This window comes from Streptomyces sp. 1331.2 (assembly GCF_900199205.1).
Lineage (GTDB): Bacteria > Actinomycetota > Actinomycetes > Streptomycetales > Streptomycetaceae > Kitasatospora.
The window spans coordinates 4,306,353-4,332,870 of sequence record NZ_OBMJ01000001.1 but is presented as its reverse complement, the minus strand read 5'-3'; the positions used below and the strand labels follow the sequence as shown (position 1 = coordinate 4,332,870).

The 26,518-nt window shown below is 72.6% G+C and carries 25 protein-coding genes; 7 read left to right on the top strand and 18 right to left on the bottom strand.

From position 1 onward, the window contains the following. Positions 1–8: 8 nt before the first annotated feature. The 8 genes from CRP52_RS18480 to CRP52_RS18445 are packed head-to-tail and all read right to left on the bottom strand — an operon-like array spanning position 9 to position 6,904. Positions 9–2,114, bottom strand: a complete 2,106-nt coding sequence (locus CRP52_RS18480; protein WP_097237429.1) for an NADH-quinone oxidoreductase subunit 5 family protein — start codon at positions 2,112–2,114, stop codon at positions 9–11. After that, entirely contained in the window at positions 2,111–2,485 is a 375-nt protein-coding gene (gene nuoK, locus CRP52_RS18475; RefSeq protein WP_097237428.1) for an NADH-quinone oxidoreductase subunit NuoK, read from the bottom strand. Before nuoK ends, CRP52_RS18480 begins: the two co-directional genes overlap by 4 nt. Continuing rightward, complete coding sequence (locus CRP52_RS18470; protein ID WP_097237427.1) at positions 2,485–3,234, bottom strand: NADH-quinone oxidoreductase subunit J family protein; 750 nt, start codon at positions 3,232–3,234, stop codon at positions 2,485–2,487. Before CRP52_RS18470 ends, nuoK begins: the two co-directional genes overlap by 1 nt. Continuing rightward, positions 3,231–3,797 carry a NuoI/complex I 23 kDa subunit family protein gene (locus tag CRP52_RS18465; RefSeq protein ID WP_097237426.1) on the bottom strand — a complete coding sequence of 189 codons (567 nt, stop codon included), beginning with the start codon at positions 3,795–3,797 and terminating at the stop codon, positions 3,231–3,233. The genes CRP52_RS18470 and CRP52_RS18465 overlap by 4 nt, the downstream gene beginning before the upstream one ends. Then, the gene (gene nuoH, locus CRP52_RS18460; RefSeq protein ID WP_097240165.1) at positions 3,794–4,747 is read right to left on the bottom strand and encodes an NADH-quinone oxidoreductase subunit NuoH; all 954 of its coding nucleotides are present in this window, start codon (positions 4,745–4,747) and stop codon (positions 3,794–3,796) included. Before nuoH ends, CRP52_RS18465 begins: the two co-directional genes overlap by 4 nt. Positions 4,748–4,749: 2 nt before the next feature. Continuing rightward, positions 4,750–5,850, bottom strand: a complete 1,101-nt coding sequence (locus CRP52_RS18455) for an NADH-quinone oxidoreductase subunit C (RefSeq protein ID WP_097237425.1) — start codon at positions 5,848–5,850, stop codon at positions 4,750–4,752. Continuing rightward, a complete protein-coding gene (locus CRP52_RS18450) occupies positions 5,847–6,497 on the bottom strand; it encodes an NADH-quinone oxidoreductase subunit B (RefSeq protein WP_097237424.1) in 651 nt (216 codons plus the stop codon). Before CRP52_RS18450 ends, CRP52_RS18455 begins: the two co-directional genes overlap by 4 nt. Then, complete coding sequence (locus CRP52_RS18445; protein ID WP_097237423.1) at positions 6,488–6,904, bottom strand: NADH-quinone oxidoreductase subunit A; 417 nt, start codon at positions 6,902–6,904, stop codon at positions 6,488–6,490. The genes CRP52_RS18450 and CRP52_RS18445 overlap by 10 nt, the downstream gene beginning before the upstream one ends. 377 nt (positions 6,905–7,281) lie before the next feature. Between CRP52_RS18445 and CRP52_RS18440 the strand changes: the two genes are divergently transcribed. After that, on the top strand, positions 7,282–8,454 hold the full coding sequence (locus CRP52_RS18440) for a sensor histidine kinase (RefSeq protein ID WP_257033087.1): 1,173 nt from the start codon (positions 7,282–7,284) through the stop codon (positions 8,452–8,454). A gap of 165 nt (positions 8,455–8,619) precedes the next feature. On the opposite strand, the gene CRP52_RS18435 is transcribed toward CRP52_RS18440, so the two are convergent. After that, the gene (locus CRP52_RS18435) at positions 8,620–9,708 is read right to left on the bottom strand and encodes a S1C family serine protease (RefSeq protein WP_097240164.1); all 1,089 of its coding nucleotides are present in this window, start codon (positions 9,706–9,708) and stop codon (positions 8,620–8,622) included. A 232-nt stretch (positions 9,709–9,940) separates the two neighbouring features. On the opposite strand from CRP52_RS18435, the gene galE reads away from it, so the two are divergent. Next, entirely contained in the window at positions 9,941–10,927 is a 987-nt protein-coding gene (gene galE, locus CRP52_RS18430) for a UDP-glucose 4-epimerase GalE (RefSeq protein ID WP_097237421.1), read from the top strand. A gap of 103 nt (positions 10,928–11,030) precedes the next feature. On the opposite strand, the gene CRP52_RS18425 is transcribed toward galE, so the two are convergent. Continuing rightward, positions 11,031–13,421: an outer membrane protein assembly factor BamB family protein gene (locus CRP52_RS18425; RefSeq protein WP_097237420.1), complete on the bottom strand. Its 2,391-nt coding sequence runs from the start codon at positions 13,419–13,421 to the stop codon at positions 11,031–11,033. 447 nt (positions 13,422–13,868) lie between these two features. Between CRP52_RS18425 and CRP52_RS18420 the strand changes: the two genes are divergently transcribed. Continuing rightward, positions 13,869–14,516: a TetR family transcriptional regulator gene (locus CRP52_RS18420; RefSeq protein ID WP_030055725.1), complete on the top strand. Its 648-nt coding sequence runs from the start codon at positions 13,869–13,871 to the stop codon at positions 14,514–14,516. Positions 14,517–14,727: 211 nt separating this feature from the next. Here the strand turns inward: CRP52_RS18420 and CRP52_RS18415 are convergent, their stop codons facing one another. The 6 genes from CRP52_RS18415 to CRP52_RS18390 form a co-directional block, all read right to left on the bottom strand. Further along, entirely contained in the window at positions 14,728–15,672 is a 945-nt protein-coding gene (locus CRP52_RS18415) for a beta-ketoacyl-ACP synthase III (protein ID WP_097237419.1), read from the bottom strand. 125 nt (positions 15,673–15,797) lie between these two features. After that, positions 15,798–17,093, bottom strand: a complete 1,296-nt coding sequence (locus CRP52_RS40525; protein ID WP_306458871.1) for a L,D-transpeptidase family protein — start codon at positions 17,091–17,093, stop codon at positions 15,798–15,800. Between the two features lie 128 nt (positions 17,094–17,221). Next, complete coding sequence (gene mqnE, locus CRP52_RS18405; protein ID WP_097237418.1) at positions 17,222–18,385, bottom strand: aminofutalosine synthase MqnE; 1,164 nt, start codon at positions 18,383–18,385, stop codon at positions 17,222–17,224. A gap of 51 nt (positions 18,386–18,436) precedes the next feature. After that, on the bottom strand, positions 18,437–19,399 hold the full coding sequence (locus tag CRP52_RS18400; protein WP_097237417.1) for a threonine ammonia-lyase: 963 nt from the start codon (positions 19,397–19,399) through the stop codon (positions 18,437–18,439). A 3-nt stretch (positions 19,400–19,402) separates the two neighbouring features. Continuing rightward, positions 19,403–19,861, bottom strand: a complete 459-nt coding sequence (locus CRP52_RS18395; RefSeq protein WP_030055719.1) for an Lrp/AsnC family transcriptional regulator — start codon at positions 19,859–19,861, stop codon at positions 19,403–19,405. 119 nt (positions 19,862–19,980) lie between these two features. Next, a complete protein-coding gene (locus tag CRP52_RS18390) occupies positions 19,981–20,658 on the bottom strand; it encodes a UbiX family flavin prenyltransferase (RefSeq protein ID WP_097237416.1) in 678 nt (225 codons plus the stop codon). Positions 20,659–20,723: 65 nt separating this feature from the next. Between CRP52_RS18390 and CRP52_RS18385 the strand changes: the two genes are divergently transcribed. From CRP52_RS18385 to CRP52_RS18375, 3 genes are all read left to right on the top strand, one after another. Continuing rightward, positions 20,724–21,485: a cyclase family protein gene (locus CRP52_RS18385; RefSeq protein WP_097237415.1), complete on the top strand. Its 762-nt coding sequence runs from the start codon at positions 20,724–20,726 to the stop codon at positions 21,483–21,485. Positions 21,486–21,586: 101 nt separating this feature from the next. Further along, entirely contained in the window at positions 21,587–22,303 is a 717-nt protein-coding gene (locus CRP52_RS18380) for an MOSC domain-containing protein (RefSeq protein ID WP_097237414.1), read from the top strand. Between the two features lie 135 nt (positions 22,304–22,438). Continuing rightward, complete coding sequence (locus tag CRP52_RS18375) at positions 22,439–23,194, top strand: alpha/beta fold hydrolase (RefSeq protein ID WP_097237413.1); 756 nt, start codon at positions 22,439–22,441, stop codon at positions 23,192–23,194. A gap of 74 nt (positions 23,195–23,268) precedes the next feature. Here the strand turns inward: CRP52_RS18375 and mqnP are convergent, their stop codons facing one another. Beyond that, positions 23,269–24,165 carry a menaquinone biosynthesis prenyltransferase MqnP gene (gene mqnP, locus CRP52_RS18370; protein ID WP_097237412.1) on the bottom strand — a complete coding sequence of 299 codons (897 nt, stop codon included), beginning with the start codon at positions 24,163–24,165 and terminating at the stop codon, positions 23,269–23,271. Continuing rightward, positions 24,165–25,622 (bottom strand): menaquinone biosynthesis decarboxylase, encoded by a 1,458-nt coding sequence (locus tag CRP52_RS18365; RefSeq protein ID WP_097237411.1) that lies wholly within the window; start codon positions 25,620–25,622, stop codon positions 24,165–24,167. The genes mqnP and CRP52_RS18365 overlap by 1 nt, the downstream gene beginning before the upstream one ends. A gap of 93 nt (positions 25,623–25,715) precedes the next feature. On the opposite strand from CRP52_RS18365, the gene CRP52_RS18360 reads away from it, so the two are divergent. After that, positions 25,716–26,147, top strand: coding sequence for a PLD nuclease N-terminal domain-containing protein (locus CRP52_RS18360; RefSeq protein WP_097237410.1), 432 nt, complete (start codon positions 25,716–25,718; stop codon positions 26,145–26,147). Positions 26,148–26,518 lie beyond the last annotated feature (371 nt).

Below are 26,518 nucleotides of genomic sequence, written 5' to 3'. Positions count from 1 at the left end.
CGGCACCGCTACACCGCCACCAGGACGGCCAGCAGGACGACGGCGGCGAGCAGCGCGCTGAGGTAGGTCTGCGCGTTGCCGGTCTGGGCGAGCCGGACGGCCCGGCCGAGCAGGTTGGCGCCGATCCCGCTGCCCTGCACGTAGCCCTCGACGACCTCGCGGTCGAGGAAGCGGACCAGTCGGGCGGCGGCGGCCACCGGGCGGACGAACAGCAGGTGGTACAGCCGGTCGACGCCGAAGCCGTGCCGGGCGGGGCCGAACAGCGGGCCGAGCAGGGTGCGGCCGGGGTCGGCGACGATCACCTCGGCGGCCGGCGCCCCGGCCTGCTCGGGCACCCGGCCGGCGACGGCCGGGGCGGGCCGGCCGGTGCCCAGCCGGGCGGTCGCCGAGCGCCAGGCGCCGTACGCGGCGAGCACGCCGACCACGGCGAGCCCGGTGCCGGTGACGGCGGTGACCGCGGAGGGCCGCAGAGTGCCGCCGTCCAGCAGCGCGGGCAGCCAGTCCGAGCGCAGGCCGGCGATGCCGAAGGCCATGGTCGGCACGGCCAGCACCCAGAGCGGCCAGCGCATCGCGGGCGGTTCGGCGGTGGCCGGGTCGGCCTCGTCCGCCTCGGGCGAGTACGGCGCGTCCGCCTCGTGGTCGGCCGCGACGGCCGCGGTCGTTGCTGCGGTCGCGGCTGCGGTCGTTGCCGTCGCCGTGGCGCGGTCGGCGTCGGGCAGCACCTGCGGTGCGGCCGCGGCGGCACCGGCCGGGCTGTGGAAGGCGACGAGGTAGAGCCTGGTCGCGTACGCGGCGGTGAGCAGCGCGGTGAGCCCGGCGGAGATCAGCACGATCCACCCGGCGGCTTCCGGCACCGCCGAGGCCGGGCCGAGGCCGTTGGTGAGCGCCTCGCCGTTGGCGGCGTGCTCGGCGGCGGTCAGCACCGCCTCCTTGCTGAAGAAGCCGGAGAACGGCGGCAGCCCGACCAGGGCGACGAGCGCGATGCCCATCGTCCAGTAGGCGTCCGGAACGCGCTTGCGCAGCCCGGGAATCCGGGACATCGCGGAGATCGAGTTGGTGTGCGCGGCGTGGATCACCACGCCGGCGGCCAGGAACAGCAGCGCCTTGAACGCGCCGTGGCTGACCAGGTGGAACACGGCGGCCTCGCGGTCCCCGGCGGCCAGTGCGCCGGCCATGTAGCCGAGCTGGCCGACGGTGGAGTAGGCGAGCACCCGCTTGAGGTCGTCCTGGGCGAGCGCGCACAGCGCCGAGCCGATCATCGTCACGGCGGCCATCACCGCCAGCACGACCAGCGCCGCGCCCGACAGCAGGAAGACCGGCAGCAGCCGGGCGACGAGGTAGATGCCGGCCGCGACCATGGTGGCGGCGTGGATCAGCGCGGAGACCGGGGTCGGGCCGGCCATCGCGTCCGGGAGCCAGGTGTGCAGCGGGAACTGTGCGCTCTTCCCGGCGACCCCGGCGAGCAGCAGCAGCGCGATCAGCGTCGGGTGGCCGAGCCTGCCCTCACCCGCGGCGGCCAGTACGTCCGGGATCCGGAAGCTGCCGGCGTCCGCGCCGAGCAGGAAGATCCCGAACAGGAACGGCACGTCGCCGAGCTTGGTGACCAGGAAGGCCTTGAGCGAGGCCGACCGGGCGTCGGCGGTCTCCCAGTGGTGGCCGATCAGGAAGTACGAGCACAGGCCCATGACCTCCCAGCCGACCAGCAGCACGATCAGGTCACCCGAGTAGACCACCAGGAACATCGCCGCGGTGAACAGCGAGACCAGGGCCGCGTACGAGGGGTAGCGCGGGTCGTGCTTCAGGTACGCGGTCGAGTAGACCTGGACGCAGGTGGCGACCAGGCCGACCAGCACGGAGATCAGCGAGCTGAAGCCGTCCAGGTGGAGGGCGAGCGCGATGTCCGGGCCGCCGGTCGGGGTGAGCCGGGTGGCCGCGTCGAGCGCCTGGCCGGTGCCGAGCTGGAGGGCGACCACCAGGGCGAGCACCGCCGAGACGGCGACCGGGACGATGGCCAGCGGCCGGGCCAGGCCGGGCGCCTTCTTGCCGACGGCCAGGGTCGCGGCGGCGCCGAGCGCGGGCAGCGCGGGGACGAGTACGGGCAGGGCGAGGTTCATGCGGCGGCCTGGCCCTTCAGCGCCTCGGCTCCGTTCGGCGCCTCCTCGGTGGCGAACGGCTCGGCCGGGTCGCCGAGCGCGGTGGCCCGGTCGATGTCCGCGGTGCCCCGGGCACGGAACAGCAGCAGGACGATGGCGAGCCCCAGCCCGATCTCGGCGGCGGCGACGGTGATGGTGAACAGGGTGAGCGCCTGCCCGGCGTGCAGCGAGTCGCGCAGCCAGGCGTCGACGGCGACCAGGTTGAGGTTGACGGCGTTGAGCATCAGCTCGACCGACATCAGCACCAGGACGGCGTTGCGCCGGGCGAGCACGCCGTACACGCCGACGGCGAACAGCAGCGCGGCGAGGACGACGGGGTAGACGAGATGCATCAGCTCTCCTCCGACGCGGCGGGCGCAGCGGGCGCAGCGGGCGCAGCAGGTGCGGCCGAAGCAGCAGACGCAGCAGACGCTGCAGCAGGTGCCTCGGCCCGGGGCGCGGTCGCGGCCACCGTCCCGTTCGACCCGACCGGCCGCCCGGGGCGCAGCTTGCCGGCCCGGGGCGCCGGCACCCGGCGCTTCGAGCCGCGCGACAGCACGATCGCGCCGACCAGCGCCGCCAGCAGCAGGACGGACAGCGCCTCGAAGGGCAGCACCCAGTTCCGGAACAGGCTCGCCCCGGTGACGGCGGCGGAGCCGCCGCCCGCGCCGAGGTCGATCCAGGAGGTCCGGAAGGCGTCGACCACCAGCGTGACCAGCGTCCCGGCCGAGGCCAGCGCCACGGCCAGGGCCACCCAGCGGTTCTTGGAGTCGGCGTCCGGCGAGCGCCCGATCGGCGCCTTGGTGAGCATCAGCCCGAACAGCACCAGGACGACCACCGAGCCGAGGTAGATCAGCACCTGCACCCAGGCGATGAACTCGGCCGTGAGCAGCAGGAACTCCACCGCCAGCCCGCCGAGCGCGACGACCAGCCAGAGCGCGGCGTGCACCAGCTGCTTGGTGGTCACGGCGACCACGGCCGAGCCGAGCACGGCGATGCCGACCAGCAGGAAGACGATCTCCTGCCCGGTCGGGGACAGGAACGAACGGGCGGCCGGCTCCAACGAGCCGGTCGCCGCGAGAAGCGTGGCGGCCGTACTCATGCGTCGTCACCCTTCCCTTCCGGAACCTCCGCCGCCGCAGTGGCAGCAGCAGCCAGCTTGTCCGCCGCCTTGCGCGCGGTGGCGATCTCCTTGGGCTCCTCGGCCGCCGGGTCCAGGGCCGGCGGCGCGGGAACGGTCCACATCCACTCGCGGAGCTTCTCCCGCTCGTGGGTCAGCTCGTGGATGTCCGTCTCGGCGTACTCGAACTCCGGGGACCAGAACAGTGCGTCGAAGGGGCAGACCTCGATGCAGATACCGCAGTACATGCAGAGCGAGAAGTCGATGGCGAACCGGTCCAGCACGTTGCGGGTGCGGGCCCGGGCGTTCGGCTCGGCGGCCGGCAGCGTCTCCTTGTGGGAGTCGATGTAGATGCACCAGTCGGGGCACTCGCGCGCGCAGAGCATGCACACCGTGCAGTTCTCCTCCAGCAGCGCGATGACGCCGCGCGAACGCGGCGGCAGCACCGGCTGCACGTCGGGGTACTGCGCGGTGACGCTCTTCTTCGTCATCGTCCGCAGAGTCACGCCCAGCCCCTTGGCGAGGCCGACACCGGGAAAACTCATGAGATCGCCACCTTGATGATGCCGGTGAGGGCCAGCTGGACCAGGGCGAGCGGGATCAGCACCGTCCACGCGAAGCGCATCAGCTGGTCCTCGCGCAGCCGCGGGTAGGTGACCCGCAGCCAGATGACCACGAAGGCCAGCGCGAAGGTCTTGAGGATCATCCAGAGCCAGCCGAGCTGGTCCGGCATCGGCCCGTGCCAGCCGCCCAGGAAGAGCACCGCGGTCAGCGCGGACACCACGAGGATGCCCACGTACTCGGACAGCAGGAAGAGCGCGAACCGCAGGCCGGTGTACTCGGTGTACGCGCCGAAGATGATCTCCGAGTCGGCGACCGGCATGTCGAACGGCGGGCGCTGCAGCTCGGCCAGACCGGCCGTGAAGAAGACGAACGCACCGATGATCTGCCAGGGCAGCCAGTACCACTCCCAGGCGTCCACGATCCCGGGCAGCGAGAGGGTGCCGGCGGCCATCGCCACCGAGGCCGCCGCCAGCACCATCGGCAGCTCGTACGACATCAGCTGCGCGGCCGTCCGCAGACCGCCGAGCAGCGAGAACTTGTTCGCCGAGGCCCAGCCGGCCATCAGCTTGCCGATCACGCCGACGCCCATCACGGCCAGCACGAAGAACAACCCGGCGTCGATCGCCTGGCCGACGAAGCCGTCCGGCCCGACCGGGATCGCCAGCAGCACGAACAGGTACGGCAGCAGCGAGACGGCCGGTGCCAGCTGGAAGATCCGGCGGTCCGCCCCGGCCGGGACGATGTCCTCCTTCTGCGCGAACTTCACGCCGTCCGCGACGAGCTGCGCCCAGCCGTGGAAGCCACCCGCGTACATCGGGCCGAGCCGGCCCTGCATGTGCGCCATCACCTTGTGCTCGGTCTGGCCGATGACCAGCGGGAAGACCAGGAAGACGACGAGGGTGGCGACGCAGCGCAGCAGCGTGTCGAGCAGGTTCACGTGCCGTCTCCGTCCCGGTCGGCCGGGTCGGCCGCCGTCTCGTCCTGCTGCCCCGGCGCAGCCTGCTCGTCCGCGTCCTTCTCGCCCGCGTCCGGCTTGCCCGCGTCCGGCTCGCCCGAGGGCTTCTCCTCGTGGGCCGGCACCGGGTTGTGCCAGGGCGCGTCTGAGGAGGAGGGCCGCGCGGGGGCCGGGCGCCCGGGCGTCGCCTCGTCGGCGGCCTGGCTGACCGACCCGTCGGAGACGGATCGCGTCCGCCGCGGCCGGTCCGCCCGCACCGGCGGCGCCTCCTCAGCCGAAGCGGGGACGGCAGGAGCACCGGCAGGAGCAGCAGCGGCAGGAGCCTCCTGGCTCGCCGAGCCCTCCGACACCGAGCGCGTCCGCCGCGGCCGGTCGGCCCGGACGGGCGCACCCTCGGCAGCGGCAGCAGCACCGCCGGCAGCGGCAGCACCGGCAGCACCCGCCGCCCGAGGCGTGCGCGCCGCCGCACCCGCCGCCCGCGCACCGCGCGCGGGCCGCTCGGCGACCGGCGGCAGGGTGCCCTTGAGCGGCCCCCACTCGTTCGGGTCCGGCACGCCGGCCGGCTGCATCTTGCGCCGGGCCGGCCCGCCCCCGTGGTCCGACTCGCCCGGCTCCTTGGCGCCCGGCCAGTCCTTGGCGACCCGGGCCGCGAGCACGAACTCCTTGCGCAGCGGGTGCCCCTCGAAGCCGTCCGGCAGCAGCAGGGTGACCAGGTGGGGGTGCCCGGGGAAGTCGATGCCGAACATCTCGTGCGTCTCGCGCTCGTGCCAGGCGGCACCGGCGTAGACGGCGACGGCGCTCGGCAGGGCCGCCCCGTCGCGCGGCAGCCTGGTGCGCAGCGCGAGGTGCCGCACGCCCGGCGCCTGGACGGCGGCCAGGTGCGCGACCACGGAGAAGCCCTCGGCGAGCTCGTCGACGGCGCTCAGCCAGTCGAAGAAGCCGAGGCCCAGGGCGTCCCGGGCGTTGGTGAGCGCCTCGACCCAGTGCTCGGCCGGGACGTCGACGGTGATCAGCCCGTACGCCTCGGCGCCGGTCGCCCACTCCCCGACCGACGCCGCGTACTCCTCTGCCGTGGTCACGACACCGCTCCCTCGTTCGAAGGCCCGGCGACCAGCGGACGCCGCAGCGCCGCGGCGGGCGCCGCCGGGGCGGTGTAGCGGCCGGGCAGCGACTCCTCGGCGATCTTCTCCTGCAGCTTGAGGATGCCCTGGAGCAGCGCTTCGGGCCGGGGCGGGCAGCCGGGCACGTAGACGTCGACCGGGATGATCTGGTCCACGCCCTTGGTGACCGAGTACGAGTCCCAGTAGGGCCCGCCGGAGTTGGAGCAGGCGCCGAAGGAGATCACGTACTTCGGCTCGGGCATCTGCTCGTAGAGGCGCTTGACGGCGGGCGCCATCTTGTCGGTGACCGTCCCGGAGACGATCATCAGGTCCGCCTGCCGGGGCCCCGGCGCGAACGGGATGACGCCCATCCGGATGAAGTCGTGCTTGGCCATGGACGCGGCGATGAACTCGATCGCGCAGCAGGCCAGGCCGAAGTTGAAGCACCAGAGGCTGTAGCGGCGGCCCCAGTTGAGCACCACCTTGACCGGGTCCGGCGCGAGCCGGGCCAGCGGGCCGATGCCGCGGCGCTCGACGGCGCCCGGGCGGGCCGGGTCCGGCAGGCCGAGCGGGACGGGGCCGCCCTGCGCGCCGTGGGAGTGCGGGTGGGAGTGCGTCACGTCCATTCCAGAACGCCCTTCTTCCAGGCGTAGAGCAGCCCGACCGCGAGGAAGCCGATGAAGAGGAACATCTCGATCAGCGTTCCGGCGCCGTACCCGGCGGTGGCGAAGACCGTCGCCCACGGGAACAGGTAGATCGCGTCGACCGCGAAGATCACGTACAGGAAGGCGTACACGTAGTAGCGGATCTGGGTGTGCGCCCAGTCCTCGCCCACCGGGTCCACACCGCACTCGTAGGCGAGGAGTTTCTCGGGCGAGTACACCACCGGCCGCAGCAGACGGTTGGCGGTGAACGCCACGGTGACGAAGAGCACCCCGACGACGGCCAGCAGGCCCATCGCGGCGTACGCGTCGAAGTAGCCGCTGCCGGCCGCCGGTCCGGCCACGACGGCAGCCGCGTGCTGCCCCTCCATGCCTTCGCCTCCACCTCGGCCGTGAATCCGCCCCTCAAGGCAGTTCTACGACGTTTCTTCGCACGGTCATAGCCACGATCACAACCACGGCCAATGCGTGAGTCTAAGGGGACGGCCGAACTCCGCCCGAACCCTGCCCGCTCCGCAAGACGCCCCGTGGACACCGCGTGGACACCCCGGTGAACACCCGGCGACCGGGACGGCGGCCGGGCCGGGGTGGGGATAACCCCCGGCCTGGAAGATGTATCACCCCCATGGCCCCCACCGCCCCCGGTTCGGGAAGCTTGGTCCAGTCACACGATCAAGAGGGACGGTAGATCCGGATGAAGCCGCTGCACCGCCGCGCCGTGGACGCCATCAAGGAGCAGGACGCCCGGATGGAGCGCCCGCCGCTGTACGGCGCCCGGATGTGGCGCCAGGCCGGGCGGCTGCTGCTGAACCTGCCGCTGGGCATCGCGGGCTTCGTCCTGGCGGTCGTGACGCTCTCGGTCGGCCTGGGGCTGTCGGTGACCGTGGTCGGCCTGCCTCTGCTGGCCGGCGGGCTGGCCGCCCAGCGCTCCCTGGGCGCGCTGGGCCGGCGCCGGGCCCGGGCGGTGTACGGCTCCGGGATCCGCGAGCCGCAGCCGGTGCAGCCGCGCCGCCCGGGCGTGGTCGGCTTCACCATCGCCCACCTCACCGACCTGCTGAACTGGCGCACCGCGCTCTACAACGTGCTGATGCTGCCCTGGGGCATCCTCAGCTTCACCGTCACCCTGGTCGCGGTCGTGGTGATGTGGCCGGTGCTGCCCTGGGTGATCCGCGGCCTGGCGGCGATCGACCGGATCCTGATCGAGTCGCTGCTCTTCCCCGGGGGCGATCTCGCCGAGCGGGTGCGCGAGCTGGAGGACGACCGCGGCACCGTCGTCGACACCGCCGCCGCCGACCTGCGCCGGATCGAGCGCGACCTGCACGACGGCGCCCAGGCCCGGCTGGTCGCGCTGGCGATGGACCTCGGCATGGCCAAGGAGCGGCTGCGCGAGGTGGAGACCGAGGAGGACATGGCGGCCGCCGCGAAGATGGTCGACAACGCGCACGGCGAGGTGAAGCTGGCCCTGCAGGAGCTGCGCGACCTGGCCCGCGGCATCCACCCGGCGGTGCTCACCGACCGCGGCCTGGACGCCGCGCTCTCCGCGGTGTCCGCCCGCTGCACCGTCCCCGGCGGGGTCAAGGTGAAGGTCGACCTGGCCGGCCCCGACGGCGAGCCGCAGCGCCCGGACTCGGCGGTCGAGGGCATCGCGTACTTCACCGTCAGCGAGCTGCTGACCAACGTCTCCAAGCACGCGGGCGCCCGCACCGCCTCGGTCGACGTCTGGCGCTCGGACGACCAGCTGATGGTGCTGGTCCAGGACGACGGCCGGGGCGGCGCGGCCCCCTACCCGGGCAGCGGCCTGGCCGGGCTGGCCGAGCGGATCCGCGCGGTGGACGGGGTCTTCCTGGTGGACAGCCCGGAGGGCGGCCCCACCACCGTCACCGTCGAACTGCCCTGGCGCACCCACACCGCCCGCCGCTGACCCGCCGAGGCCGACATCGAGGACACACCGAGGACGACAAGAAGCGCCGGGCCCCCGTCGAGGCAGTGACGGGGGCCCGGCGCCGATCCGGTGCGGCAGCCGGCCCGCGGAACCCTTGCGCGGCGTGCGGCCCGGCCCGCCGCACCGGGGCCAGGGGTCCTACGGCTAGGAGGTGGTCTCCAGCGTGCCGAGGGTGACGTCGGCGGTCATGGAGTTGCCGTCCCTGAGGTAGGTGACGGTGACCTTGCTGCCCGGGGTGAGCGAGGCGAGCGCGGTGGTGAGCGCGTTCAGCGAGTCGACCGGGGTGTCGCCGATCCTGGTGATGACGTCCCCGGGCTGCAGCCCCGCCGCGGCGGCCGCGCCGGACGGGCTGACCGCCACGATGACCGCTCCGGCCGGCTGGAACTGCTGGTTGAAGCTGGTCCGGGCGGTGATGCCGAGCGCGGCCCGGCCGGAGTTGGTGACCTTGCCCTGCTTGATCAGCTGGCCGGCGATGTTGGTGATGGTGCTCGCCGGGATGGCGAAGCCGATGCCGGGGGCGGCGGCGCCGTTGGCCTGCGGCTCGGTCGCGGCGAGCGTGTTGATGCCGATCACCTGGCTGTCCAGGTTGACCAGCGCGCCGCCGCTGTTGCCCGGGTTGATCGCGGCCGAGGTCTGCACCATGTTGCCGATGGTGGCGCCGGGCGAGCCGGGGCCCTGGGGTTCGGAGACGGTCCGGCCGATGGCCGAGACGATGCCCTGGGTGACGCTGCTGGAGAGTCCGAGCGGGCTGCCCATGGCGAGGGTGATCTGGCCGAGCTCGACCTTGGAGGAGTCGCCGAAGGTCGCGGGCTTGAGGCCACCGGGCGGGCTGCTCAGCCGGATCACCGCGAGGTCGGAGTCGGGGTAGCTGCCGACCAGCGTGGCGTCCAGCGCCTTGGTGCTGTTGGCGAGGGTCACGGTGAAGGTGTTCGCGGTTCCGACCACGTGGGCGTTGGTGACGATGTCGCCCTTGTCGTCGTAGACGATCCCGGAGCCGAGGCTGTCGCCGGTGGTGATCTGCACCACCGAGGGCAGCACGTCGGCGATCACCTTCTGGTAGGCGTCCTGCAGCTGGTTGGCGCCCTGCGTCGGGGCCGAGGAGGCCTGCTTGGCGCCGGCCGAGGGCGAGGAAGCGGAGGAGGCCGAGGAGGACGAGCCGCTGCTGCAGCCGGCGAGGGTCAGTGCGGTAGCCACCGCGACCGCGACCGCCGCCGGCCACCGCCCCCCGGGCACCGCCTTGGGCCCGGTCGGACGGGGCCCGGCCGGCAGGGGGCGGTTGTGTTCCTTCTTGCGGCTCACCTGGCTGCCTCCGATTCGTCACCACGCCGAGGAGCGCGGGCATGAGGACACGGAAATCTTTGTCAGCATTTCACCGATTTATCCGATTCGCTGGCCGGACTCGCCCGAAAAATCGACCGGAACACGGCCGGAAAGTCGACCGGATCCGAACGCCTAGGATCAGCACATGACTTGGTTGATCACCGGCGGTGCCGGATACATCGGCGGACACGTCGTCCGCCAGCTGCTCGACGCCGGTGAGCGCGTCGTCGTCCTGGACGACCTCAGCACCGGCGACGCCACCCGCCTGCCGTCCGACGTCGTCCTGGTCGAGGGCTCCACCCTGGACCGCAGCGTCCTGGACGCCGCGATCCGCGAGCACGGCGTCCAGGGCGTCCTGCACTTCGCCGCCAAGAAGCAGGTCGGCGAGTCGGTCGAGCAGCCCTTCCTGTACTACCGCGAGAACGTGATCGGCCTGCAGACCGTCCTGGAGGCGGCCGCCGAAGGCGGGGTCAAGCGCTTCCTGTTCTCCTCCTCCGCCGCCGTCTACGGCATGCCGGACGTCGACCTGGTCACCGAGTCGACCCCCTGCGACCCGATGAGCCCGTACGGCGAGACCAAGCTGGCCGGCGAGTGGCTGGTCGCCGCGGCCGGCAAGGCGTACGGCATGTCCACCGTGGCCCTGCGCTACTTCAACGTGGCCGGTGCCGCCTCCCCCGAGCTCTCCGACGCCGGCGTGTTCAACCTGATCCCGATGGTGTTCGAGCGGCTGACCGCGGGCCAGGCCCCGCGGATCTTCGGCGGCGACTACCCGACGCCGGACGGCACCTGCGTGCGCGACTTCATCCACGTCTCCGACATCGCCTCGGCGCACGTGGCGGCCGCCAAGCGACTGGCCGCCGACCCGGCCGGGGAGACCACGCTGGTGCTCAACATCGGCCGCGGCGAGGGCGTCAGCGTCAAGGAGATGCTGGAGGTGATCGGCAAGGTGACCGGCTACGACACCACCGCCGAGGTGACGCCCCGCCGCCCCGGTGACCCCGCCCGGGTGGTGGCCTCCGCCGACCTGATCCACCGCGAGCTGGACTGGACCGCGCGCCACGGCGTGGAGGAGATGGTGGCCTCCGCGTGGGAGGGCTGGTGCAGCCGCCACCCCGAGGCCCGCAAGGCCTGAGCTCCTGAGCCGGGCCCGAGCCCGCTCCTGAGCCGTCCGCCACGGCGGCGGGGCGCCCGCCCCGCCGCCGTACCGGTTCAAGGCACCGGTTCAAGGCACCGGCTCAGCGCACCGGGACGGCCGTGCCGTAGAAGGCGTCCAGCGCGTAGACGCAGCGGTCCTTGGAGCCGACGAAGACCCGCCCGCCGACCGCCACCGGTGAACCGGTGAGCTCGCCCTTGGTGCCGAGCTCCCAGCGCAGCTGACCGCTCGCCAGGTCCAGGGTGTGCAGCGAGTGGTCCCGGCTGCCCAGGTGCACCAGGCCGTCGGCCACCGCCGGGGAGCCGACGATCTCGCCGCGGGCGGTGTAGCGCCAGCGCTCCCGGCCGGTCGCCGCCTCGAAGGCGTACAGCACCTCGCCGCTGCCGACCAGCACCATGCCGTCCCCGACCACCACCGGCTCGGCGCCCTGGCGGCTGCCGGTGACCCCGCGCCAGCGGTCCAGGCCGGTGGCCGCGTCCAGCGCGTAGACGGTGCCCAGGTAGTCGGCCACGTAGACCGCGTCGGCGTCCAGGGCCGGCGGGGTGAACAGCACCACCGGGGCCTCGAAGCGCCAGCGCTCGGCCCCGCTGGCCGCGTCCAGCGCGTACACCCGGGTGCCGGCCGTCACGTACAGCACGCCGCCGCGCTCGACCGGGTGCGAGGGCACGTCCTCGCCGACCGGGAACGACCAGCGCAGGCCGGCGCCGCGCGGGTCGATGCAGCGCAGCCGCCCGGCGCCGTAGTAGTAGGCGGCGCCGCCCACCAGGACAGGGCCGGACTGCGGGTTCTCGTAGTCCTGCTGGGCGTCGTCGGCCCGCCACAGCTCGGCGCCGTTGGCGGCCGAGCGCAGCTGGACGCCGCCGCCCCTGATGCCGCAGCAGAGCACGCCGTCGGCGGCGGAGAGCGAGTAGACCCAGCCCTCCAGCGAGGTGCGCCAGCGCTCGGTGCCGTCCGCGGCGTCCACGGTGTACAGGTGCGGGCCGTCGGCGGCGTGCACCCGGCCGGCGTCCACCGCGAGCGCCCAGGCGACGTCCCGGGTCTTGTAGCGGCGCTCGCCGGAGCCGATGTCCAGCGCGTGCACCTCGAAGCTGGAGACGAAGAGCGTGCCGTCGGCGACGAGCGGGGTGCCCCAGACGTCGTTGGACATCCGGAACCGCCAGGGGCGCCAGCGGGCGGCCGGGGCCGGCACGGGCGGCGGGGTGGGGGCCGTCCGGCGGACCCAGTCGGTCGCGGCCGGAGCGGTGTTCGGGCCGGGCTGCTCGTGCTCGGCGCGCGGCCCCGGGCCTATCCGCACCGAGGCGCCGGACAGCTGCACCTCGACGTCGCCGCTGCCGGCGGGCGCGCGGTGCCGGTTCGGGGCGGCGATCTTCGCGGTCGGGATCTCGGCGTCGGAGGCGTGGCCCGGCTGCGGCGCGCTGTGCACCGGCCCGGCCGGCGACTGCGCGTGCCGCCCGCCCGGGTTGGTGCGCGGGTCGGCCGGCCCGTGGGACTGCTGCGGGTGCGGCGGGGGCGCGTGCGGGTGCGGGTGGGACTGCGGCGGCTCGGACGGGCCGTGCGCGGCCCGGGGCGGCGGCGCGGTCTGCCGGCGGCCGCGCTTGCGCTCGATCAGCTCCAGCGCGTTGGCGGGGAGCCAGTCGCTGGCCTCGCCGGAGGCGTCGTCCCGGGAGAAGAGGTGCGGGGCCAGCTCGGCCTGGATCTGCGCCGGGGTGGGCCTGCGCTCGGGCGCCTGCTGCATGCAGGCCCGGACCAGGTCCATCAGCTCCGGCGGCATGCCGGTCAGGTCCGGCTCCTCGCGCAGCAGCTGGAACACCGTCTCGACCGGGTTGGAGCCCCGGTACGGCGGGTGGCCGGTGGCGCAGAAGACCATCAGCGAGCCGAGCGAGAAGACGTCGCTGGCGCCCCGGACGGTCCGGCTGTCCCGGGCCTGCTCGGGGGACATGTAGGCGGGGGTGCCGACCGCGACGTTGGTCATGGTGAGCCGGGTGCTGGAGACCCCGGCCGCGATGCCGAAGTCGATCACCTTCGGCCCGTCCTCGACCACCAGGACGTTGGAGGGCTTGAGGTCGCGGTGGATCAGTCCGGCCGCGTGGATGGACTCCAGGGCCTCCGCGATGCCGGCGACCAGCCAGCGGGTGGCCTCCACCGGCAGCGGGCCGCAGTCCTCGACCAGGTCCTCCAGCGAGGGGGCCGGGATGTACGCGGTGGCCAGCCAGGGCACCCGGGCGTCCGCGTCGGCGTCCACCACGGCCGCCGTGTAGAAGCCGCCGACCGTCTTGGCGGCCGCGATCTCCCGGGCGAAGCGGACGCGGAACAGGTCGTCCTCGGCCAGCTCCGCCCGGACGGTCTTGATGGCCACCCGTCGGCCGGCCGCGGAGCGCGCCAGGTAGACCAGCCCCATCCCACCCGCGCCGAGCCGCCCCAGCACCTCGAAGGGCCCGATCCGCCTCGGATCGTGCGCCGTCAGCTGGTCCACTCCGCTGCCACCTCCCCGTTGTCCGCACCCGCCGCGTGGTGCCGGACCCGATTCTCCAATGCCGCCCGGTGCATCTCCAACCTCCCCCGCTCGGAGGGCCCGCCGACCCGAGCGGACGACCCGCCGGGCGGGCCCCTGGTCAGCGCGGACGGAACGGCCGGATTCTGACGTCCGCTCCGGCCGCGGCTTGCGCCGGACCCGCCGGACCGTCCACTTCCGGACGGTTCGCCACCGACCCAAGTTCGTCACGCTCTGTCACACGACCATCCCTCAGCGGACTCGCCGTCACGCTGCGAGATCGAAAGCACACGGGGGGGCTTCAACAGGCCCTTCAGAGCCCGGTGAATATCCGTCCGAAGCGGTTCATGCCGCTATACCAACCCCCCGTGCGGAGTAATAGTCGCATCACCGAATCGCGCCAAGATCTTGCCACGGTAAGCTGACGGCATGACAGGACAAGTTCGCACCGTCGACGGTCGCGTCGCCGGGCGACGCGGACAGGAGACGCGGCAGAAGCTGCTCGACTGCCTCCGCGAGATGCTCAGCACGTCGCCCTATCGGGACGTCAAGGTCATCGACGTCGCCCGTATGGCGGGTACCTCCCCCGCGACCTTCTACCAGTACTTCCCGGATGTCGAGGGCGCAGTCCTCGAAATCGCCGAGGAAATGGCCAAGGACGCCGACACCCTCAAAGAGCTGGTGGCCGGAAAGTCCTGGGCAGGGAAGTCCGGACCGACCACTTCGGAAGAACTGGTCGACGGATTCCTCGCCTTCTGGCGCAAGAACGACGCCATTCTCCGAGTGGTCACGCTCGGTGCCGCCGAAGGGGACAAGCGGTTCTTCAAGATCCGCATGACGGTCCTCAACGCGGTCGCCAAGCCGCTCGCGGAGGCCGTCAAGGAACTCCAGGCGAAGGGTCAGGCCGACAAGTCGCTCGACCCCAACGCCGTGGCCGGGGCCCTGGTCTCGCTGCTCGCATCGGCGGCCGAGCACCAGAAGGCCTTCACCTCCTGGGGCGTCAAGGTCAAGGACCTCAAGCCCAACCTCGCTCCCTTGGTGTACCTGGGCGTCACCGGCAAGAAGCCGCCCAAGTAGACCCACCGCCGACCCACCATCCGCTCCGCGCGCAGCCCCGGCCTCCTGTCCGGGGAACGACGGACGGCGGCCGTGTCCTCGGGGGAGGTCCGCCGACGTACCGCAAGCGCGCCAGACATGCCGGTGGGCGGGCACCCCGTGCAAGGGGTGCCCGCCCACCGGCATTTTGCTGCTACTCGCCCGCTCGCCTCCGCGGCGGGACCGTGTGGAGTTACGGGCAGCGGACGACCTGGCCCGCGTAGGCGAGGCCGCCGCCGAAGCCGAAGAGCAGGACCGGGTCGCCGGGCGAGAGCTCGCCGCGCTCGACCAGCTTGGAGAAGGCCAGCGGGATGGAGGCGGCCGAGGTGTTGCCGGAGTCGACCACGTCCCGGGCCACCACCGCGTCACCGAGGCCCAGCTTCTTGGCGATCGCGTCGATGATCCGCAGGTTGGCCTGGTGCGGGACGAAGCCCTTCAGCTCGGACGGGTCGATCCCGGCCCGCTCGCAGGCCTGCCGGGCGAGCGGGGCGAGCTGGGTGGTGGCCCAGCGGAACACCGACTGGCCCTGCTGACTGATCACCGGATCCCAGCCGGTGATCACCACGGCGTCGCCCTTCTCCGGCTCGGAGCCCCAGACCACCGGCCCGATGCCGGGCTCGGCGCCGTCCTCCTGGGCCTCGACCACCGCGGCGCCCGCACCGTCGCCGAAGATCACGCAGGTGGAGCGGTCGGTCCAGTCCAGCGTGTCGGACATCCGCTCGGCGCCGATCACCAGCGCGCGGCGGGCCGCGCCGGCCCGGATCGCGTGGTCGGCGGTGGCCAGGGCGTACGAGAAGCCGGAGCAGACCGTGTTGATGTCGTACGCGGCGGGGGTGCGCACCCCCAGCCGGGCGGCCACGGCCGCGGCGGTGTTGGGGCTGCGCTCGATCGCGGTGCAGGTGGCGACCACGACGAGGTCGATCTCCTCCGCCGTGCGGCCGCTGTTGGCGAGCGCCTTCTGCGCGGCCTCGGTGGCGAGGTCGACCAGGCTCTCGCCCTCGGCAATGTGCCGGGTACGGATGCCCACCCGGGTGCGGATCCACTCGTCGTCGGTGTCGACGAGCGCCGCCAGGTCGTCGTTGGTGAGGACCTTGGGGGGCTGGTAGTGGCCGAGTGCCACAATGCGAGAACCGCTCATGGTGCCATGGAACCGGGTTACCCGCTGGTCAGCGGGGCACGACCGGCGACAGGATCCGGCCCCGCGATCTGTAGGAGATCCACAAGGGGCCGTGCGGCGCCCGGGCCGTCGGGCTTCCGCCGGGGTCAGGTGGCCAGCGTCGGCGCGTCGCCCATCACGATGACGGGGTGGGCGGCCGGGTCCAGGGTGCGGATCAGCTGGGCCATCTTGTCCTCGGGGATCGACACGCAGCCGTGGGTGGGGCCGTCGTGGTCCACGTGGAGCCAGATGCCGCCGCCCTTCCTGGCGCCCATCGGGCGGCGGGTGTCGAGCGGGGAGTTGCCGGCCACCCGGTTGTAGTTGATCGCGACCACGTAGTCGAAGGAGCCGGCCAGCTGGTCGCCGAAGAAGCCGGTGCCGGAGACGACGAAGCTCGGGTCCTTGTCGTACGGGAGCTTGCTGCCCGGGTCGTCCTTGCGGCCGCCCGCGTCGGTGAGGCTGTAGACGCCGATCGGGCTGCGCAGGTCGCCTTCGTTGTGGTCGGCGGTCCAGCCGTTCTTGCCGTTGTGGCCCTGCCAGGTCTCGCCGGCCAGCCAGCGGCCCTCGGGGGTGCGGGTCCAGAGGACGACGGTGTTCTTGTCGGTGTTCCGGTCGGCGCCGGAGGCGACCACGACCTGGGTGGTCTCGGCGGGGATCTTCGCGGTGAAGGTGGCGCCGAGGCCGGGTATCGCGGCCACCGAGAGGTCCGCGCGGGCCTCGCCGCGGGCGGCGGCCGCGGGCGCGGACTGGCGGTCGGCGGCGGCCTGGGCGGCGGCGGGGGCGGGCTGGTCGGGCTTGTTGACGCCCTCCGGGCCGGGGCCGTCGGCGGCGGTGAGGCCGGGCTTGGCGTCGTTCTGGCCGACGGCGTACCAGCCGGCGGTGGCGGCGACCAGCAGCGCGGTGCCGGCCATCACCGCCTTGCCGTGACGTTTCTGCTTCGCCTTGCGGCGCCGGCCGCGGGCGGCGGCCCTGGATCCCGAAACGGGGGCGGCGGCCGCCACGGGCACGACGGGGGCGAGCGGCTCGGGCACGTAGACCGGCTCGGGCTCGTAGGCCGGTTCCGGCTCGTACACCGGCTCGGAGTGCTGGTAGACCGGCTCGGACTGCCCGTAGACCGGCTCCGGCTCGTACACCGGCTCCTGGTGGAACTGCTCCGGCTCCGCCCCGTACGGCTGGAACGGCTGGTCGTACGCCTCGACGTACCCGTCAGGGCTCTGCTGGTACGACTGGTACGACTGGTACCCGCCCTGGCCGTACTCCTGCGGGGCGGGCTGCCCGTACGCCTCGTAGGAGGGGTGCGGCTGCTCGTACGACTGCTCATACGGCTGCTGCGGCACCCCGTACACCGGCTCCTGCATCGGCTGGTACGGCGGGTACTCGGTGGCGCGATGAGAACCGGACATGCTGTCGATCCTGCCAAACGCCGTACCCGTTGGTAAACCCGGGGCGGGTGCGGAGGCCGTGAAGACGCCGCCGCCCGGGCCTGCAGGCGGCCCGGGCGGCGGGGAAGGTCCGCAGGTCGGACGGGGTGTCAGAGGCGCATCGCCTGCGGGGCCTCGCGGCGCATCGGGTCCGGGCCCTCGTACTCGCGGATGACCTCGTAGCGGGTGTTGCGCTCGACCGGGCGGAAGCCGGCGTCGCGGATCAGGCCGAGCAGGTCGTCACGGCCGAGCTTGTTCGGGGTGCCGAAGTTGTCCGCGTCGTGGGTGATCTTGTACTCGACCACCGAGCCGTCCATGTCGTCCGCGCCGTGGCTGAGCGCCAGCTGGGCAGTGGTGACGCCGTGCATCACCCAGAAGACCTTGACGTGCGGCACGTTGTCGAAGAGCAGCCGGGAGACCGCGAAGGTCTTCAGCGCCTCGGCGCCGGTGGCCATCTCGGTGCGGGCCATCAGCTTGTTGCGTACGACGCCGTCCTTGGAGTCGTGGAAGTCGTGCTGGTAGCGCAGCGGGATGAAGACCTGGAATCCGCCGGTCTCGTCCTGCAGCTCGCGCAGCCGCAGCACGTGGTCCACCCGGTGGCGGGGCTCCTCGATGTGGCCGTACAGCATGGTGGCCGGCGTCTTGAGGCCCTTGGCGTGCGCGAGGCGGTGGATCCGCGACCAGTCCTCCCAGTGGGTGTCGTGGTCGACGATGTGCTGGCGGACCTCCCAGTCGAAGATCTCCGCGCCGCCGCCGGTCAGCGACTCCAGGCCGGCGTCGATCAGCTCGTCCAGGATCTCGTCGGCGGACAGGCCGCTGATCTTCTCGAACCAGTGGATCTCGGTGGCGGTGAAGGCCTTCAGCGAGACGTTCGGCAGCGCCGCCTTCAGCTCCCGCAGCGAGCGCGGGTAGTAGCGCCACGGCAGGGTCGGGTGCAGGCCGTTGACGATGTGCAGCTCGGTGAGGGACTCGACCTCCATCGCCTTGGCGAGCCGGACGGCCTCCTCGATGCGCATCGTGTAGGCGTCCTTCTCGCCCGGCTTGCGCTGGAACGAGCAGTACGCGCAGGAGGCGCTGCACACGTTGGTCATGTTGAGGTGGCGGTTGACGTTGAAGTGGACGACGTCACCGTTCTTGCGCGTCCGCACGTGGTGGGCCAGCCCGCCCAGCCAGGCCAGGTCGTCGCTCTCGTAGAGCGCGATCCCGTCCTCGCGGGTCAGCCGCTCACCCGCGTAGACCTTCGCCTCCAGCTCGCGCTTGAGCCCTGCGTCCATGCGGTGCCCCGCCTCCTCCGACTTCGATTCCTTGCCGGAACGAGCGTACGCCTACGCCGACAGGAGCTCCGCGAGCAGGGCGGGCTCGATGTTGCCGCCGCTGACCACGGCCGCCACCGCCTGGCCGCCGGTCTCGGCGGCGCGGTGGAAGTACGCGGCCGGGGCGACCGCGCCCGAGGGCTCGGCTACCAGCCGGCCGCGGCGGGCCAGCAGAGCGACGGTGGCGCGGATCTCGTCCTCGGTGACGGTGACGATGTCGTCCACGTAGGCGGTGATGTGCTCGTAGGGCAGCGCGCCGACGGACGGGGTGCGCAGGCCGTCCGCGATCGTCCGGTAGGTGTCGGCGACCGGCCACTCCACCCGGCGACCGGAGCGCAGGCTCGCCTGCGCGTCGGCGGCCAGCTCGGGCTCCACGCCGATCACCCGGATGCCCGGGCGGGTCAGCTTGAGCGCGGCCGCCGTCCCGCCGATCAGGCCGCCACCGCTGACCGGTACCAGGACGGTGTCCAGCTCGGCCGGGGCGTCCTCGGCGATCTCCAGGCCGACCGTGCCCTGGCCCGCGATGACGAACGGGTCGTCGTACGGGGGCACCCAGACGTAGCCGTGCTTCTCCGCCAGCTCGCCCGGCAGGGTGTCCCGCTCCGCGGGGGACACCAGTACCACCTCGGCGCCGAAGCCCCGGGTGGCGTCCACCTTCACCGCAGGCGAGGTGTCCGGCATCACGATCACGGCCTTGATGCCGAGGATCCGGGCCGCGTACGCCACCGCCTGCGCGTGGTTGCCGCTCGACTGGGCGACCACGCCGCGGGCCCGCTCGGCCTCGCCGAGCGCGGCCAGCCGGTTGAAGGCGCCGCGGGTCTTGAAGGCCCCGGTCGGCTGGAGGTTCTCGGGCTTGAGCCAGAGCCGCCGCTCCCCCTCGGCCGCCCAGGGGGCGGGAACCAGCGGGGTGCGCACGGCGACCCCCGCGATCCGCTGCCGAGCAGCGCGCAGCTCCTCCAGACCGACCAGTGCCATGCGTCACTCTCCTACAGGAGGAAGTTCACTCACCCGGTTCTCCCACTTCGTGGAGAGTACGACGGTGGTGCGGGTCCGGGCCACGCCTTTCGTGCCCGAGATCCGCTTCACCACCGACTCCAGGCCGGCCACGTCGGCCACCCGGACCTTGAGCATGTAGGAGTCGTCACCCGCGATGAACCAGCAGTCCTCGACCTCGTTGAGGTCCTTCAGCCGGAACGCGACGTCCTCGTGGTCCGCGGCGTCCGTGAGCTGGAGGCCGATCAGGGCCGTGACGCCGAAGCCGAGCGAGGCCGGGTTGACCGTCGCCCGGTAGCCGGTGATCACCCCGGCCTGTTCCAGGCGGTTGATCCGGTCCGTGACGCTCGGGCCGGAGAGTCCGACCAGCCGGCCCAGCTCGGCGTAGGACGCACGGCCGTTCTCCCGGAGCGCCTGGATGAGCTGTCTGTCCACCGTGTCCATATACCGTCCGCGTCCTTCCGAACCTCTCCAGACCCACAGATCATTATCCGGATTCAAAGGCGCCGTGCGCCGAAAGACCCGGATATCGCAGAGAAGATACTCTCCCGCCCTCGGTCTCCTTACTCCCCCTCAGCAGTTGCGGCGCCACCGGTGTCGCTCCGGCGGGCCGCCGCCCCCAACTCCCCTTCCCAGCGCAGGTACAGGGAATGCGGCACGCCGACGGCGTCCAGCACCCTTCCGGCCACGAAATCCACGAGTTCGCGCACGGTGGAGCCGCCGGCGTAGAAACCGGGCGAGGCGGGGAGCACGACGGCGCCCTGCGCGTCGAGTTCCACCAAGTGCTTCAACGTCACCCCGTTGAGTGGTGTCTCGCGCACGCAGACGACGAGCGGACGGCGCTCCTTGAGGGTGACGCTGGCGACCCGCTGCAACAGGTCCTTGCTCAGCCCGAGCGCGATCCCGGCCACCGCGCCGGTGGTCGCGGGCACCACCAGCATGCCCTTGGCGGGGTACGAGCCGCTGGACGGGCCGGCCGCGAAGTCCCCGGGGGGCCAGTAGCGGACGTCCTCCAGGCCGCTCTCGTCGACGGCCAGCCAGGCGCCCAGGTCGGTGCGCCAGTGGGCGTCCCGGAAGGAGATGCCGGTCTCGTCCAGGATGGTGAGCCGGGCGGCCCGGCTCACCACGAGGTCCACCGCCTCCCCGGCGGCCAGCAGACCCCGGATCACCGAGGCCGCGTACGGCGTCCCCGACGCTCCCGAGACCCCGACCACCCACGGCTGACGCTTCGCAGTTCCCATGGGGCATTTCTATCCGGCTTCCCCCGGCAGGGCCGCATCCGCGGTCCCCCTGGAAGGATGGGGGCATGGCAGCGACCCTCGTCGACCTCACCCATCAGGTGACCACCGCGATGCCGGTCTACCCCGGCGATCCGGCCGTCCTGCTGGAGCCCGCGCTCACCACCGCCACCGCCGGGGTGAACGTGCTGGCCCTGCACCTCGGCTCGCAGTCCGGGACGCACGTGGACGCGCCGTACCACGTGGACGTGACCTGGCCGACCCTGGACGGACTGCCGCTGGAGCGGTTCACCGGCCCGGCCGTCCTCGCCGACCTGCGCGGGCTGGAGCCCCGGACGGCCGTCACCCCCGAGCAGTTGGCGCCCGCGCTGGAGCGGGCCGCGTACTCCGGCGAGGGCACCGTGCTGCTGCTGGCCACCGGCTGGGCCCGGCACTGGGGCACCGACACCTACCTCGCCCACCCCAGCCTGACCCCGGAGGCCGCGGAGGCGATCGTCGCCGCCGGGGTGCGCACCGTCGGGGTGGACGCGCTGAGCGTGGATCCGACCCCCGACCCGGGCCCGGGCGACCCGGCGGTGGCCGCGCTGCTCGCCGATCTCGCCGACGAGCACGACGCACCCGGAGGAGGGCCCGCCGAGGAGCCGTCGCTCGCCGCGCACCGGGTGCTGCTGGGGGCGCCCGGCGGCGGGGTGATCGCCGAGAACCTGACCGACCTGCGGGCACTGCTGGAGGCGCAGCAGGCCGGCCGCCCGGTGGAGGTCTCGCTGTTCCCGCTGCGGCTGGTCGCAGCGGACGGCGCCCCGGTACGGGCGGTGGCCCGGCTGGGCTGACCCCGCACCGGCCGAGGCGCCCGTCCACCCGCCGGATCGCCCCCGCCCGTACGGGACTTGGTCTAGACCATCCCCCGGTGGCGCCACTAGGCTGTCCGGCCATGGCAGAGATCATCGGAGTGATCGAGCGACTCTGGCGCTACCCCGTGAAATCCACCGGCGGCGAGCGGCTCGACTCCGTCGAGGTGGACGAGCGCGGCCTCGCCGGCGACCGCCTCTACGCCGTCCGCGACGCGGCCGGGAAGCTCGGCTCCGGCAAGAACACCCGCCGCTTCCGGCGGATGGACGGCCTGCTCCGCCTCTCCGCCCGGCTCGGCCACCGGATCGACGGCCCCGAACTGTTCGACCCGCTCGGCCGCCCGGTCGACCGGCCGACCGCCTTCCTGCGCGCCTACCTCCAGCGCGAGGACGTCGAACTCGCCCGCGAGGACGCCGTTTCGCACTTCGACCGGCTGCCGGTCAGCGTGCTCACCACCGCCACCCTGGACTGGATCCGCGAGGCCGTCCCGTTCGCCGCCGTCGACGAACGCCGCTTCCGCCCCAACGTCGTGCTGCGCACCCCGCCCGGCACCCCGCCCTTCGTCGAGGACGACTGGTTCGGCCGCCAGGCCCGCGGCGAGGCCCCCGGCAGCGCCCGGCTCGCCTTCGTCACCTCCAGCGAGCGCTGCACGATGACCGGTGCCCCGCAGCCCGGACTGCCGCACGCACCCGAGATCCTCAAGGCCGTCGTGCACGCCCACGACGGCCGCCTCGACGCCCTCGCCGAGGTCGCCGCCCCGGGCCGCCTGCGCGTCGGCGACCGCATCGTGCTCGACTGACAGCTCGCCAACTCCTCTACCGGGACCCGCCGATCGGGCCGCAAGAGGTGTCCGGCCGGACTCAGTCCGGCCCGGGTCCTGCCGGTGGTTCGGCCGGCGGTTCGGACGGGCGGCCCGGGGGGAACGACCAACGGCATGACGATCCCCCACCGCATGACCGGCACCGGCGACCACCACGTCCTGGTCCTGCACGACTGGTTCGGCACCAGCGCCGGCTGGGGCCCCTTCCTCGACTACCTCGACGGCCGCGCCTTCAGCTACGCCTTCCTCGACTACCGCGGCTACGGCCGGCGCAAGGACGTCACCGGCGACTACACGCTCGCCGAGATCGCCACCGACGCCCTCGCCCTCGCCGACCAACTCGGCTGGGAGCGCTTCTCGGTGGTCGGCCACTCGATGGGCGGCAAGGCGGCCCAGCAGGTCCTCGCCGAGGCGCCGCTGCGGGTGCGCAAGCTGGTCGGCCTGGCCCCGGTGCCGGCCGGCGCCTACCCGCTGGACGAGGCCGGCGAGGCGCTGTTCCACGGCGCCTCAGAGGACCGGGAGAAGCGCCTGGCGATCCTCGACCTGGTCACCGGGCAGCGGGCCGGCCGGGTCTGGCTCGACCGCATGGTCGACCAGTCGCTGCAGCTCTCCACCCGCGAGGCCTTCGCCGGCTACGTCCGCGACTGGACCACCGCCGACCTGGAACGCCGGATCAACGGCAATCCCGTCCCGGTCAAGGTGATCGTCGGCGAACACGACCTCGCCCTCACCGCCGACGTCATGCGCGCCACCTTCCTCACCCACTACCCCAACGCCGTGCTGGAGGAGCTCAGCGGCACCGGCCACTACCCGATGTACGAGACCCCGGTCGCCCTGGCCGCGTCCCTGGAGGCCTTCCTCCACAACTGATGCGAAGCAGGACCCGGACTCCCGCCGGTCCGACGACCGCGAGTGAGCTCGGACGAACAGCGGCCTCGTGGGAATCAGATTCCGAGCCCACGAAGGAGCAGGTCCACCAGCGCGAAGAAGAACAGCGAAATGCCGACGAAGCTGTTCGTCTGGAAGAACGCGCGGTTGAGCTTCGACAGGTCGTTCGGCTTCACGATGGTGTGCTCGTACACGAACGCGCCCGCGACGACCGCGAGGCCGATCCAGAACGCCACACCGGCGTCGGTGAGCACCGCGAACCAGCCCAGCAGAAGCGTCGTGAGGACGTGGCACACCCGCGCGCCCCGGATCGCCGCCGGCACGCCGAAGCGGGCCGGCGGCGAGCCGACACCGTTCTCGCGGTCGGACTCGACGTCCTGGCAGGCGTAGATGAGGTCGAAGCCGCCGATCCAGATGCCGACCGCGCCGCCGAGGACGGCGGCGTCCCAGGACCACGTGCCGGTCACCGCGAGCCAGGCGCCGACCGGGCCCATCGCCTGGGCCAGGCCGAGGATCGCCTGCGGGAAGTCGGTGAACCGCTTGCCGTACGGGTAGACGACCATCGGCACGACGGCCACCGGCGCGAGCGCCAGGCAGAGCGGGTTGAGCAGCGCGGCCGCGCCGAGGAAGACCACCAGGGCGACGGCGGAGCCGACGTACGCGGTCTTCAACGAGACGGCGCCGGTGACGAGTTCGCGCGAGGCGGTGCGCGGGTTGCGGGCGTCGATCTCGCGGTCGATGATCCGGTTCGCCGCCATGGCGAAGGTGCGCAGGCCGACCATGCACACCGTGACGATGAACAACTCGCCCCAGTGCACCCGCTTGTCGGCGAGGAACATGGCCGTCAGCGCGGCGATGTACGCGAAGGGCAGGGCGAAGACCGAGTGCTCGATCATCACCAGGCGCAGGAAGGCCTTCGTGCGCCCGGGGGTCTCAACTGCGGCCGTGCTCATCACAGTCCGTATTCCTTCCAGCGCCGGGAGACCAGCGCAGCCGTCGCCGGGTCGGAGGACACCATCTCCGGCCAGCCGCCGTCCCGGGTGTAGCCCTCCTCGGGGAGTTTCCGGGTGGCGTCGATGCCGGCCTTGCCTCCCCAGAACTGCTGGTACGAGGCGTGGTCCAGGTGGTCCACCGGGCCCTCGACCACGGTGAGGTCCCGGCTGTAGTCGACGTTGCCGAAGGCCCGCCAGGCGACTTCCTGGTAGTCGTGCACGTCGCAGTCGGCGTCCACCACGATGATCAGCTTGGTGAGCGACATCATGTGGGCGCCCCAGATGGCGTGCATCGTCTTCTGGGCGTGCTTGGGGTACTTCTTGTCGATCGAGACGATCACGCAGTTGTGGAAGCCGCCGGCCTCGGGCAGGTCGTAGTCGACGATGTCCGGGATGATGATCTTCAGCAGCGGCAGGAAGAAGCGCTCGGTGAACTTGCCCAGCGGGCCGTCCTCCGTCGGCGGGCGGCCGACCACGATGGACTGCAGGATCGGACGGCGGCGCATCGTCACGCAGTCGATCGTCAGCGCCGGGAAGGGCTCCTGCGGGGTGTAGAAGCCGGTGTGGTCGCCGAACGGGCCCTCGGGCAGCATCTCGCCGGGCTCCAGCCAGCCCTCCAGGACCACCTCGGCGTCGGCCGGGACCTGCAGCGGCACGGTCTTGCAGTCGACCATCCGCACCCGCTCCCCGGCGACGAAGCCGGCGAAGAGGTACTCGTCGATGTCCCCGGGCAGCGGCGCGGTGGCCGCGTAGGTGACGGCCGGCGGGCAGCCGAAGGCGATCGCGACCGGGAGGCGTTCGCCGCGCTTGGCCGCCACCGCGTAGTGGTTGCGGCTGTCCTTGTGGATCTGCCAGTGCATGCCGATGGTGCGGCGGTCGTGCCGCTGGAGCCGGTAGAGGCCCAGGTTGCGGATGCCGGTGTCCGGGTCCTTGGTGTGGGTGAGGCCCAGGTTGAAGAAGGAGCCGCCGTCCAGCGGCCAGGTGAAGAGGGCGGGCAGCTCGTCCAGGTTGACGTCCTCGCCGGTGAGCACGACCTCCTGGACCGGCGCGTCGCCGGACTTCACGTGCCTGGGCGGGACGTGCGCCATCGAGGCGAGCTTGCCGAAGGCGTCGCGGAAACCGGTGAAGCCCTGCGGCAGTTCGGGCTTGAGCAGGCCGGCGATCTTCTCGGCGATGTCGTCCGGGCCCTTGAGGCCGAGCGCCTTGGCCAGGCGCCGCTCGGTGCCGAAGACGTTCATCGCGAGCGGCATCGACGAGCCCTTGACGTTCTCGAAGAGCAGCGCGGGGCCCTTGGCCTTCTGCACCCGGTCGACGATCTCGCCGATCTCCAGGTGGGGGTCGACCTCCGCCTTGATGCGCTTGAGGTCGCCTTCACGGTCGAGGGCCCGGAGAAACGAGCGGAGATCGTCGTATGCCATGCCTGTCAGTATCCGCCACCCGATAGCCTGGCTTGCGTCAAGGGCCCCGGGAAGGCGCCCGCCACCGCCGCCCGTTGGGGGGAGATCGCAGCCATGTTGCGGATTCTGCTGACCGTCGTCCTTCCGCTCGCGCTCTGGGTCTGGGCGTTCGTCGACTGCCTGACCACCCCCGAGGACGAGGTGCGGCACCTGCCGAAGGTGGTCTGGGTGCTGATCGTGCTGCTCTTCCCGCCGCTGGGCCCGATCGCCTGGCTGATCGCGGGCAAGCAGCGCGGCTTCCTGCGGACCGCCGCCGACGGGCACCCGGGGCAGCCGGCCGCCGACGGCCGCGCGGGCCGAACCGGCCACCCGTCCGCGCGCGGCGGGCGCCCGCTCGCGCCGGACGACGACCCCGAATTCCTCGCCTCGTTGAAGAAGGGCAACAACGAGCACGAGGACATGCTCAAGCAGTGGGAGGCCGATCTGCGCCGCCGGGAGCAGGAGCTGCGGGACCGGGACGAGCCCGAGGACGGCAGGAAGAGCTGATCACGGCGGTTCGCGCCCTCCCTCCAACAGCCCACCCGGGCGGCCCCGGGTGGGCTGCGGCGTTTTTGGCGCTTCCCTACGACTGAACGCCCGCTCACCCACATGGCCTCGACCGGGACCCTTGACCCGGGCGGGACGAAGGCGGCCCCCGGGACGACCGGCCCGTACGGCCGCGGGATGGCCCTGACCTGCGCTTTTCTTCACACACAGATCATCTGACTGTCACCTTTGCGACAACCCCCCGTATTCGAACGAACACGGAGCGCTCCCGCCCCGGTGCGCCCTCTTCTGTGCAGCCCTGACAGCTAAACGAACCCGACCTTGTACGGAATCGACGCCGAAACCAGCGCACGGCCCCTCGTACAGTCATA